We start from the raw sequence: 11,973 nt of genomic DNA on the forward strand, positions 1-11,973 counted from the left end.
TCGCATTTCGTCTATGTAAATGAAATGTAGCAACAGATCAAGCGGGAGATATCCAGCCCGATCCCTTTACACGGGCCCGGACTTGCAGTTTGAGGTGCCACGCCTCAGAATAACTGTATGTATAAACAGTATTTGGATTTGATGAGATGGCAGGACGAGGCAGCTCCCACAATGTCGATCACCGCTTCAGCGGCCCGCTCGTCGAAGCGATCGATGACGGCTGGGCCCAAACCGAGTGGGAAGCGGCATTCGCCGCCAGCGATCCCCGTACCGAGGTGCGGGAGATAACTGCTCGCAGCATCATCAGCTACAACAACTCCCCCGATGTCCCGTTCGGCCGCTCCATCAACCCCTATCAGGGGTGCGAGCACGGCTGCATCTACTGCTACGCAAGGCCCAGCCACGCCTATCTGGAGCTCTCTCCCGGTCTGGATTTCGAAACCAGGCTGTTCGCCAAGCTCAACGCCGCCGAACTGCTGCGCCGGGAGTTTGCCAAGCCGAGCTACCAGCCACAGACCATAGTGCTGGGGGCCAACACCGATCCCTACCAGCCCATCGAGCATCGCTACCGCCTGACCCGTGCTCTGCTGGAAGTGATGCTGGCACACCGCCACCCGGTGGGGATCATCACCAAGAGCGCCATGATATTGCGGGATCTGGACCTACTGGCCGAGTTGGCCAAAGCCGGGCTCTGCCAGGTGATGGTGTCGCTCACCACCTTGAACGAGACGCTCAGGCGGCAGCTGGAGCCCAGGGCCAGCACCGGGACAGGGCGATTGAAGGTCATCGAAAAACTGGCACAGGCAGGGGTGCCGGTCGGGGTGCTGGCGGCCCCCATGATCCCCCGGCTCAACGAGCCCGAGCTCGAGCAGATCATCAAGGCGGCGACAGAGGCCGGGGCCGGCTGCGCCGACTATATCCTGCTGCGCCTGCCCCATGAGCTCACCACCCTGTTTTGCGACTGGCTGGATGAGCATTATCCCGGCCAGAAAGAGGCCATCCTGAATCAGCTGAGGACCAGCCGGGGCGGCACCCTCAACAGCCCCGCATTCGGGACCCGCATGCGCGGTGAAGGGCAATTTGCCGATCTGCTGGCCCAGCGTTTTCGGCTCATCAGCAAGCGGCTCGGGCTTGGCAAGCGCCACGTTCAGTTGCGCCAGGATGCCTTCATCCGCCCCGGCGAGCAGTTGACGCTCTTCTAGGAGCGGCTAACCCCGGCAGTAACGAGTGATCTCATCGAGCGCGCTCGTCCCTGCCCTGCTCCACCAGCTCGGCGGGCAGCCTCGATGGTTCATGGGCCACTTCCAGCCACTCTTCGCCACGGGCTGACAACTCGGCCTTGCCCCATACCCTGCTCCACCAGATCTCCCAGGTTATCCAACTGGTCATATGCCACTCCCGTTCGCTCGATGTGATCCACGCTGAAGGCGATGCCAGGAGGCACCGCTCGCCGAGCAAGATAACCCTCAGCCATGACACCCGAGTGACAGACAAATGACCAAATGGTACGGCCCTGACAGCCTATCGGTCAGCGTCATTGAAACCTGAAACCACTCACAACTTCAGCGAATTCACCTTGAAATTCATCACAAATCGACCGGAATTCAATTGCGAGTGTTCCCGGTTGTGCCAAAGCTGAGCCGCCCATTTCAGGCAGAGTCACAACAACAAGACAGGGACATAACAATGAAACACACAGCGGGAATGCTGGCGATCGCAGGTATGCTGATCGCCCCCTTGGCGCATGCCGATGTCATACTGCACGCCTTCAACTGGAAATACAGTGAAGTCACCGCCAAGGCCGATCTCATCAAGGCTGCCGGCTACAAGCAGGTGCTCATCTCACCGCCTCTGAAGTCCTCGGGCGACGAGTGGTGGGCTCGTTACCAGCCCCAGGATCTGCGCCTTATCGACACCCCTCTTGGCAACAAGCAGGATCTGGAGCAGCTGATCGCCGCGATGCAGACCCGGGGCATTGCCGTCTACGCGGACGTGGTGCTCAACCACATGGCCAACGAAAGCTGGAAGCGCAGCGACCTCAACTACCCCGGCAGCGAACTGCTGCAAAGTTACGCCGGCAATCCGGCCTACTTTGAACGCCAGCAGCTCTTTGGCGATCTGGGGCAGAACTTCCTCGCCGGCCAGGATTTTCATCCGGAGGGGTGCATCACCGACTGGAACAATCCGGGCCATGTCCAGTACTGGCGACTGTGCGGCGGGGCGGGTGACAAGGGGCTGCCAGATCTGGACCCCAACAACTGGGTGGTGAGCCAGCAACAGGCTTACCTGCAGGCGCTCAAGGGGATGGGGATCAAGGGTTTTCGGGTCGATGCGGTCAAGCACATGAGCGATTACCAGATCAACGCCGTGTTCACCCCCGAGATCAAACAGGGGATGCACGTCTTTGGCGAGGTGATCACCACGGGGGGCGCCGGCAACAGCGACTATGAGAACTTCCTCCAACCCTACCTCGACAGCAGCGGCCAGGGGGCCTACGACTTCCCGCTCTTCGCCTCCCTGCGTGGAGCGCTGGGCTACGGCGGCAGCATGAACCTGCTGGCCGATCCCGGTGCCTATGGTCAGGCGCTGCCGGGTAGCCGCGCCGTCACCTTCGCCATCACCCACGACATCCCCACCAACGACGGTTTCCGCTACCAGATCCTCAACCAGACCGACGAGAGACTGGCCTATGCCTACCTGCTCGGTCGCGATGGCGGCTCGCCTCTGGTCTACTCCGATCACGGTGAAACCAGGGACAAGGACGGATTGCGCTGGCAGGACTACTATCTGCGCACCGATCTCAAAGGGATGATCCGCTTCCATAACACAGTGCAGGGTCAACCGATGCAGCTCATCGGCAGTAACGACTGCTTCGTGCTGTTCAAGCGTGGCAAGCAGGGTCTGGTCGGCATCAACAAGTGCGACTACGAGCAGGAGTACTGGCTCGATACCGCCAGATTCGAGATGAACTGGTATCGCAACTACCGGGATGTGCTCGACCAGAATGCCGTGGTCAACGTGCAGAGCCAGTGGGTAAGGCTGACCATCCCGGCCCGCGGCGCCAGAATGTGGCTGCAGGAGTGACAGTGGGCTGGTAACGCCGAGCCAGATAGAAAACAAAAGAGCGACCGTGAAGGTCGCTCTTTTTTCTGGTCAGGGGGTACGATTACTCGTCGCCCGCCTCCCCTGCATCGACGGATCCCGTGTCAGCCGCGGTATCGGAGCCTTCGGACACCTCCCCCTCGACGGCCAGGGTCTCGGTTTCCTCTTCGTCACTCTCGGCAACGCGCTGCAGACCGACCACGGTCTCATCTTCACCGGTACGGATCAGACGCACGCCGCCGGTATTGCGGCCGATGACGCTCACCTCGGACACCCGGGTACGCACCAGGGTACCGCCGTTGGTGATCAGCATGATCTGGTCGGTATCTTCCACCTGGATCGCATCGATCACCTTGCCATTGCGTGAGTCCACCTTGATGGAGATGACACCCTGGGTGCCACGGCTCTTGGTCGGGTACTCGTCCAGCGCGGTGCGCTTGCCGTAGCCGTTCTCGGTGGCGGTGAGGATGGCGCCTTCGCCGCGCGGCACGATGAGGGAGACTACCTTGTCACCGGCGCCCAGCTTGATGCCGCGCACACCGGCGGCGGTACGGCCCATGGGACGCACGCCCTTGAAGGTGCCCTTGCTCTCGGTGCCTTCGCCGTTGTCGCTGCCATCATCGTCGTTGCCGGCATCGTCGTCGGCCTCGACTTCGTCGCTGGCATCCGCATCGGCGCGGCCACTGCCTTCCGCGAAGCGAACCACCTTGCCCGCGTCGGAGAAGAGCATGATCTCGTTGCTGCCGTCGGTGATGTCCACCCCGATCAACTCATCCCCCTCTTTGAGGTTGATGGCGCGAATGCCGGAGGAAAGCGGACGGCTGAAGTCGGACAGGCTGGTCTTCTTCACGGTGCCGTTGGCGGTGGCGAAGAAGACGTACTTGTCGGCCTCATATTCCTTCACCGGCAGGATGGCGGTGATGCGCTCACCCTCTTCCAGCGGCAGCAGGTTGATGATCGGACGGCCACGGGCGCCACGGGACGCCTCCGGCAGCTGATAGACCTTGAGCCAGTAGACCTTGCCACGGGTGGAGAAGCACAGAATGGTGTCGTGGGTGTTGGCCACCAGCAGACGCTCCACGAAGTCCTCTTCCTTGATCCGGGTGGCCGACTTGCCACGACCACCGCGGCGCTGGGCCTCGTAGTCGGAGAGCGGCTGATACTTCACATAGCCCTGGTGAGACAGGGTGACCACCACGTCTTCCGGGGTGATCAGATCTTCGATGTTGATCTCGGCGCTGGACATGCTGATCTCGGTGCGACGCTCGTCGCCGTACTGCTCGCGCACGGCCATCAGTTCGTCACGGATCACTTCCATCAGGCGCTCCGGGCTTGCCAGGATGTGCAACAGCTCGGCGATGAGATCCAGAAGAGACTGGTACTCTTCCAGGATCTTCTCGTGCTCGAGGCCAGTCAGCTTGTGCAGACGCAGGTCGAGGATGGCCTGGGCCTGGATCTCGGTCAGGAAGTACTGCCCTTCACGGATGCCGAACTCCGGCTCCAGCCACTCCGGACGGGCCGCGTCGTCGCCGGCTTTCTCCAGCATGGCGGCCACGTTGCCGAGCGCCCAGCCCTTGGCCACCAGCGCCACTTTCGCATCCGCCGGGGTCGCGCTGTGGCGAATGAGCTCGATGATGGGGTCGATGTTGGCCAGGGCCACCGCCAACCCTTCCAGGATGTGGGCCCGATCCCGCGCCTTGCGCAGTTCGAACACTGTCCTGCGGGTCACCACCTCGCGGCGGTGCAGCAGGAACGCATCCAGGATCTCCTTGAGGTTCATCACCTTGGGCTGGTTGTTGTCCAGCGCCACCATGTTGATGCCGAACGTGGTCTGCATCTGGGTGTGCTTGTAGAGATTGTTCAGCACAATCTCGCCGGACTCGCCGCGCTTGATCTCGATGACGATGCGCATGCCGTCCTTGTCGGACTCGTCGCGCAGGGCACTGATGCCCTCGATCTTCTTCTCTTTGACCAGCTCGGCGATCTTCTCGATGAGCCGCGCCTTGTTCACCTGATAGGGGATCTCGTGGACGATGATGGTCTCGCGACCGCTCTTCTCGTCCACCTCCACCTCGGCCTTGGCCCGCACATAGACGGAGCCGCGACCGGTACGGTACGCCTGCACGATGCCGGAACGACCGTTGATGATGCCACCGGTGGGGAAATCCGGGCCGGTGACATGGGTCATCAGCTCGTCGATGGTGAGGTCGCCATTCTCGATCAGCGCCAGACAGCCGTTGACTATCTCGGTGAGGTTGTGAGGCGGGATGTTGGTCGCCATGCCCACCGCGATACCGGAGGAGCCGTTGACCAGCAGGGTGGGGACCTTGGTGGGCATGACCGCCGGGATCATCTCGGTGCCGTCGTAGTTCGGCACCCAGTCCACGGTCTCTTTGTCCAGATCGGCCAGCAGCTCGTGGGAGATGCGCGCCATCCGCACTTCGGTGTAACGCATGGCCGCGGCGTTGTCGCCGTCCACCGAACCGAAGTTGCCCTGACCGTCGACCAGCATGTAGCGCATGGAGAAATCCTGCGCCATGCGGACGATGGTGTCATACACGGCAACGTCGCCGTGGGGGTGATATTTACCGATTACGTCACCGACCACACGGGCCGATTTTTTATAGGGCTTGTTCCAGTCGTTCCCCAGCTCGTTCATTGCATACAGAACGCGGCGGTGAACCGGTTTCAAGCCATCACGCACATCCGGCAGAGCTCGTCCTACGATCACGCTCATGGCGTAATCCAGATAGGAACTCTTGAGCTCTTCTTCGATGTTGACCGGCGTGATCTCTCTGGCCAGATCGCTCATAGAAAGCCTTAATCCCTAATTAGTTGTTCTTTGGCTTAAACAGCGCGACATGGTAACACACTGAGCCAAATACCTTAAGCCACAAATCCGGTAACAAGTCAGGCTGGTGTGACAAAGTCCGTCCGTTATAATGCCCGCCAGGACAATAGATTGCGCACCAGACTCCAAGCCGTGCGCCCTGCCACAGGATCATCAAAAAATGCACAGTGACGCCAATGTCGATCTGACAGAAATCGCCAAATTCGAAGCCATCGCCTCCCGCTGGTGGGACATGGAGGGCGAATTCAAGCCGCTGCACCAGATCAATCCGGTGCGCCTTGACTGGATCACCGACAAGAGCGGCGGCCTGTTTGGCAAGCGCGTGCTCGACATCGGCTGCGGTGGCGGCATCCTCTCCGAGAGCATGGCCCGCCGTGGTGCCCGGGTCACCGGCATCGACATGGGCAAGGAGCCCCTCGGCGTCGCTCGCCTGCACGCTCTGGAGCAGGGGGTGGAGCTCGAGTATCGCCAGATCACCGCCGAAGCCCACGCCGATGAAGCTCCCGGCCAGTATGACGTAGTCACCTGCATGGAGATGCTGGAGCACGTGCCGGACCCGGCCTCGGTGCTGCGCGCCATCGCCACCCTGGTGCGCCCGGGCGGCAAGGTGTTCGTCTCCACCATCAACCGCAACCCGAAGGCCTATCTGATGATGATCCTCGGGGCCGAGTACCTGCTGAAGATGGTCCCCAAGGGCACCCACGATCACAAGAAGTTCATCACCCCGGCGGAGCTGTGCCGCATGGGTGAGGCGGCGGGCCTGCTTGTGCGGGACATGAGCGGCGTGCACTATGCGCCGCTCTCCAACCGCTTCAAGCTCGGCAGGAACGTCGACGTCAACTACATGGTGGCGTTCGAGCGCCCGGAGCAAGGCTGATGAGCGTACCCCACCCGATGCCCCTTCGCTGCGTGCTGTTCGATCTCGATGGCACCCTGCTCGACACCGCGCCGGACCTCGGCGCCGCCGTCAACCACGTGCTGGTCAGCGAAGGTTTTGCGCCGCTCTCTGACGACATCATCCGCCAGACCACCTCCCACGGGGCCCTGGGGCTGCTCAGGGCCGGTCTTGGCGACGAGCTGCTCGAGGAGCTGGGGGCCACTCGCCTTCGCACCGCCCTGCTCGACCATTACGCGGCCAACCTCTGCGTCGGCACCCGCCCCTACGAGGGTATGGTGAACCTTATCGAATGGCTCGACGAACGGAAGATGCCCTGGGGCATCGTCACCAACAAGCCGGGCTTTCTGACCGAGCCGCTCTTGGCCGCCCTGCCGGCGCTCGCCAACTGCGGCGTCACCGTCAGCGCCGACACCCTGCCGGTGCGCAAGCCCGACCCCGCCCCCATGTTCTTTGCCTGCGAGCGGCTCGGGGTGGACGCGGCGCACTGCCTCTATGTGGGGGATCATGTGCGGGACATCGAGGCGGGCCGCAACGCCGGCATGCGTACCGCGGTGGCGGGCTGGGGTTATCTGCACGGCGACGAGGATCCCGCCCTTTGGGGCGCTGACTTGCACTTCGATACGGTGCAGGCCCTGCACCACTGGCTGCGCTACGAACTGGGCTGAGTTCGCCTCGCCGTCTTATAGATGGATTGCCCGGGCAGCTTTTGGGATCATCAATGTCCATATGAGCACCATTCATGCCTGACGGCCCGGCGTGCCAAATGAGAGAGGGATCTCAAACGATCCCTCTTTTTCACGGTTTGGCAAGCCTCCAGAGAGGGGGACAGGACACCTTTTGACCCTGTCTGCGCAAGGGATAACCAGGCTGAATTTGCTAGTAAAAACACCCCGCTTTCGCAAGCAAAAAAAGTTATTTTAATTTTCCATCTTCGATCGCCGGACTTGCATTTGCCGGATCGGACGCATGAAAACCCGTTCGCTGTGAGCGTCCACTAACTCCACTCCCGACACCCACAATTTATCCACAGCAATTGCGTTATCCACAGATTGCAATGCCGTGCCGACCTCACTATCTTGTAGTTCGCATTCAAAATAACACTATATCTTGTGATTCATCGCGTATTACGCCCCTACTCCGTCGCCAGGATTGGTCCGTCGGGAGCGTCGCGCGATGGTTTTTCGGGAATCCACCGATGCCGCCAGGCATCAACTAAAGGGGTCATCAGCCAATGAACTTGTTTGTGACGAAGCGTAACGGACACAAAGAACCCATCGATCTGGACAAGATCCACCGCGTGCTCGACTGGGCCGCCGAGAAGCTCGACAACGTGTCGGTCTCCCAGGTGGAGCTCAAGTCCCACATCCAGTTCTATGACGGCATCCGTACCGCCGACATCCACGAGACCATCATCAAGGCTGCTGCTGACCTCATCTCCGAACAGAGCCCGGACTACCAGTACATGGCCGCCCGCCTGGCCATCTTCCACCTGCGCAAGAAGGCCTACGGCCAGTTCGAGCCGCCCCACCTCTACCAGCACGTCGCCAGGCTGGTAGACATGGGCAAGTACGACAAGCACCTGCTGGAAGACTACACCCAGGCCGAGTTCGAGGAGCTGAACGCCCACATCGACCACTGGCGCGACATGGACTTCTCCTACGCGGCGGTCAAGCAGCTGGAAGGCAAGTACCTGGTGCAGAACCGCGTCACCGGCGAAATTTACGAGAGCCCGCAGTTCCTCTACATCCTGGTGGCGGCTTGCCTCTTCTCCAAGTATCCGAAAGATACCCGTCTGGACTACATCAAGCGCTTCTATGATGCGGTCTCGACCTTCAAGATCTCCCTGCCGACTCCCATCATGAGCGGCGTGCGCACCCCGACCCGCCAGTTCAGCTCCTGCGTGCTGATCGAGTGCGACGACAGCCTGGACTCCATCAACGCGACCGCCAGCGCCATCGTGCGCTACGTCTCCCAGCGCGCCGGCATCGGCATCAACGCCGGTCGCATCCGGGGTCTCGGCAGCCCCATCCGTGGCGGCGAAGCCTTCCACACCGGCTGCATCCCCTTCTACAAGTACTTCCAGACTGCCGTGAAGTGCTGCTCCCAGGGCGGCGTGCGCGGCGGTGCGGCCACCCTCTTCTACCCCCTGTGGCACACCGAGGTGGAGAGCCTGCTGGTGCTGAAGAACAACCGCGGCGTGGAAGAGAACCGGGTCCGTCACATGGACTACGGCGTGCAGATCAACAAGCTGATGTACCAGCGCCTCATCAAGGGCGGCGACATCACGCTGTTCTCCCCGTCCGACGCACCTGGCCTGTACGACGCCTTCTTCGCGGACCAGGACAAGTTCGAGGAGCTCTACGTCAAGTACGAGCAGGATCCGGCCATTCGCAAGAAGACCCTGAAGGCGGTGGATCTCTTCTCCCTGATGATGCAGGAGCGCGCCGGTACCGGTCGCATCTACATCCAGAACGTGGATCACTGCAACACTCACAGCCCGTTCGATCCGGCCGTGGCACCGGTGCGCCAGTCCAACCTCTGCCTCGAGATCGCGCTGCCCACCAAGCCGCTCAACAACGTGGATGACGAGGATGGCGAGATCGCGCTCTGTACGCTGTCTGCCTTCAACCTCGGCGCCATCGAGAAGCTGGAAGATCTGGAAGAGATGGCGGATCTCGCCGTGCGCGCCCTGGATGCCCTGCTCGACTATCAGGACTACCCGCTCAAGGCCGCGATGAAGGGCAGCATGAACCGCCGCACCCTGGGGATCGGTGTCATCAACTACGCCTACTACCTGGCGAAGAACGGTGCCCGCTACTCCGACGGTTCCGGTCTGGCCCTGACCCACCGCACCTTCGAAGCGATCCAGTACTACCTGCTGAAGGCGTCCGTGCAGCTGGCCCGCGAGTTCGGCCCCTGCCCGGCGTTCAACGAGACCACCTATGCCCAGGGGATCCTGCCCATCGATACCTACAAGAAGGATCTGGACGCCCTGTGCAATGAGCCCCTGCACCTCGACTGGGAAGCGCTGCGCGAAGAGATCCGCACCGTGGGTCTGCGCAACTCCACCCTGACCGCCCTGATGCCGAGCGAGACCTCCAGCCAGATCTCCAACGCTACCAACGGCATCGAGCCGCCCCGTGGCCTGGTCTCGGTCAAGGCCTCCAAGGACGGCATCCTCAAGCAGGTGGTGCCGGAATACCACCGCCTCAAGGATCAGTACGAGCTGCTGTGGAAGCAGCCGAGCGTCGACGGTTACCTGCAGCTGGTCGGCATCATGCAGAAGTTCGTGGATCAGGCGATCTCCGCCAACACCAACTACGACCCGGCCCGTTTCGAAGGCAACAAGGTGCCGATGAAGCAGCTGCTCAAGGACTTGCTGACCGCCTACAAATACGGCCTCAAGACCCTCTACTATCACAACACCCGCGACGGGGCCGACGACACCCAGACCGATCTGCAGGATGACGGTTGTGCCGGTGGGGCCTGCAAGATCTAACCGCGAAACGATCCGATGAACCGGGCGGGAGCAGAAGCTCCCGCCTTCCTGTTTCCCCTATTTCACGACATTCGAACCATGGCCTATTCAACTTTTTGCCAGACCCAAAACGATCAGCTCAAGGAGCCGATGTTCTTCGGCCAGTCGGTCAACGTGGCCCGTTATGATCAGCAAAAGCACGACATCTTCGAGCGGCTGATCGAGAAGCAGCTCTCCTTCTTCTGGCGCCCGGAAGAGGTGGACGTCTCCCACGACCGCATCGACTTCCAGGCCCTGCCCCCCCACGAGCAGCACATCTTCATCTCCAACCTGAAGTACCAGACCCTGCTGGACTCCATCCAGGGCCGCAGTCCCAACGTGGCCCTGCTGCCCCTGGTCTCCATCCCGGAGCTGGAGACCTGGATCGAGACCTGGGCCTTCTCCGAGACCATCCACTCTCGCTCCTACACCCACATCATCCGCAACATCGTCAACAACCCGGGCCAGGTGTTCGACGACATCGTGACCAACGAGCAGATCCTCAAGCGCGCCGGCTCCATCAGCCACTTCTATGACGATCTCATCGAGGCCACCTCCGTCTACCACCTGCACGGCGAAGGGACCCACCGGGTGGGGGATCGCGAGGTCTCCATCAGCCTGCGGGATCTCAAGAAGAAGCTCTATCTGTGCCTGATGAGCGTCAACGCGCTGGAGGCGATCCGCTTCTACGTGAGCTTCGCCTGTTCGTTTGCCTTCGCCGAGCGCGAGCTGATGGAGGGCAACGCCAAGATCATCAAGATGATCGCCCGCGACGAAGCGCTGCACCTGACCGGCACCCAGCACATGCTGAACCTGATGCGCAGCGGAAACGACGACCCCGAGATGGCGGAGATCGCCGTCGAGTGCGAGCAGGCCTGCTTCGAGCTGTTCAAGGAAGCGGCCCTGCAGGAGAAGGAGTGGGCCGAGTACCTGTTCCAGGACGGCTCCATGATCGGCCTGAACAAGGACATCCTCTGCCAGTACGTGGAATACATCACCAACCTGCGCATGGCGGCCGTCGGCCTGCAACCGGCCTTTGCCGGCACCAAGCAGAACCCCATCCCCTGGATCAACACCTGGCTCTCCTCCGACAACGTGCAGGTGGCGCCCCAGGAGGTGGAGGTGAGCTCCTATCTGGTGGGCCAGATCGACAGCGAAGTGCACGCCGACGATCTGGGTGACTTCGAGCTGTGATGCAAGGCGACCTCTGCTGGCAGACCATGATGCGGGAGAGCGACGTCCGTGAGTGACGCCACCGCCACCCTGAACGCGCCCCTGCATACCGCCACCACGGCGCCGGAGGGACAAGCCCCCCAGGTACAGACCCTGGACGGTGTGCTGCACCCCCATCCCGGCGAAAGCGTGCTGGAGACCCTGGAGCGCCACGGTCATCACGTGGAGTTCCAGTGCCGCAGCGGCTATTGCGGCGCCTGCCGCACCCCGCTGCTGGCGGGCAAGGTGCACTACGCCGCCGTCCCGCTCGCCTTTGTCTCCCAGGGGGAGTGCCTCCCCTGCTGCTGCCAGCCGGTGGGCGCCATCAAGCTCGATATCCGAAAGGGCTGACGGCCCTTATCGCCAGATCTGCCCCGCAAACAAAAAGCCGCC

General features: G+C 61.7%; 9 protein-coding genes. 7 read left to right on the forward strand and 2 right to left on the reverse strand.

Annotated elements, in window-relative coordinates:
• Positions 1 to 146: 146 nt before the first annotated feature.
• Complete coding sequence (locus tag AB5Y72_RS14570; RefSeq protein WP_368199106.1) at positions 147 to 1,202, forward strand: PA0069 family radical SAM protein; 1,056 nt, start codon at positions 147 to 149, stop codon at positions 1,200 to 1,202.
• A 31-nt stretch (positions 1,203 to 1,233) separates the two neighbouring features.
• Here AB5Y72_RS14570 and AB5Y72_RS14575 read toward each other — a convergent pair whose 3' ends face one another.
• Entirely contained in the window at positions 1,234 to 1,389 is a 156-nt protein-coding gene (locus AB5Y72_RS14575) for a hypothetical protein (RefSeq protein WP_368199107.1), read from the reverse strand.
• Positions 1,390 to 1,686: 297 nt separating this feature from the next.
• Here AB5Y72_RS14575 and AB5Y72_RS14580 point away from each other — a divergent pair, with 297 nt between their 5' ends.
• Positions 1,687 to 3,084 (forward strand): alpha-amylase family protein, encoded by a 1,398-nt coding sequence (locus AB5Y72_RS14580; protein WP_368199108.1) that lies wholly within the window; start codon positions 1,687 to 1,689, stop codon positions 3,082 to 3,084.
• 82 nt (positions 3,085 to 3,166) lie between these two features.
• On the opposite strand, the gene gyrA is transcribed toward AB5Y72_RS14580, so the two are convergent.
• On the reverse strand, positions 3,167 to 5,914 hold the full coding sequence (gene gyrA, locus AB5Y72_RS14585) for a DNA topoisomerase (ATP-hydrolyzing) subunit A (RefSeq protein WP_368199109.1): 2,748 nt from the start codon (positions 5,912 to 5,914) through the stop codon (positions 3,167 to 3,169).
• 199 nt (positions 5,915 to 6,113) lie between these two features.
• On the opposite strand from gyrA, the gene ubiG reads away from it, so the two are divergent.
• The 5 genes from ubiG to yfaE all read left to right on the forward strand — a co-directional run bounded on the left by ubiG (position 6,114) and on the right by yfaE (position 11,931).
• Positions 6,114 to 6,830, forward strand: coding sequence for a bifunctional 2-polyprenyl-6-hydroxyphenol methylase/3-demethylubiquinol 3-O-methyltransferase UbiG (ubiG, locus tag AB5Y72_RS14590; protein ID WP_216990303.1), 717 nt, complete (start codon positions 6,114 to 6,116; stop codon positions 6,828 to 6,830).
• Positions 6,830 to 7,516 carry an HAD family hydrolase gene (locus tag AB5Y72_RS14595; RefSeq protein ID WP_368199110.1) on the forward strand — a complete coding sequence of 229 codons (687 nt, stop codon included), beginning with the start codon at positions 6,830 to 6,832 and terminating at the stop codon, positions 7,514 to 7,516. Before ubiG ends, AB5Y72_RS14595 begins: the two co-directional genes overlap by 1 nt.
• Positions 7,517 to 8,082: 566 nt before the next feature.
• A complete protein-coding gene (nrdA, locus tag AB5Y72_RS14600) occupies positions 8,083 to 10,350 on the forward strand; it encodes a class 1a ribonucleoside-diphosphate reductase subunit alpha (protein ID WP_200164786.1) in 2,268 nt (755 codons plus the stop codon).
• A gap of 78 nt (positions 10,351 to 10,428) precedes the next feature.
• Positions 10,429 to 11,562, forward strand: coding sequence for a class Ia ribonucleoside-diphosphate reductase subunit beta (gene nrdB / locus AB5Y72_RS14605; RefSeq protein ID WP_368199111.1), 1,134 nt, complete (start codon positions 10,429 to 10,431; stop codon positions 11,560 to 11,562).
• Between the two features lie 69 nt (positions 11,563 to 11,631).
• Complete coding sequence (gene yfaE, locus AB5Y72_RS14610) at positions 11,632 to 11,931, forward strand: class I ribonucleotide reductase maintenance protein YfaE (RefSeq protein WP_269472855.1); 300 nt, start codon at positions 11,632 to 11,634, stop codon at positions 11,929 to 11,931.
• Positions 11,932 to 11,973 lie beyond the last annotated feature (42 nt).

The sequence above is a fragment of the Aeromonas sp. R7-4 genome, from assembly GCF_040908055.1.
Lineage (GTDB): Bacteria > Pseudomonadota > Gammaproteobacteria > Enterobacterales > Aeromonadaceae > Aeromonas > Aeromonas sanarellii.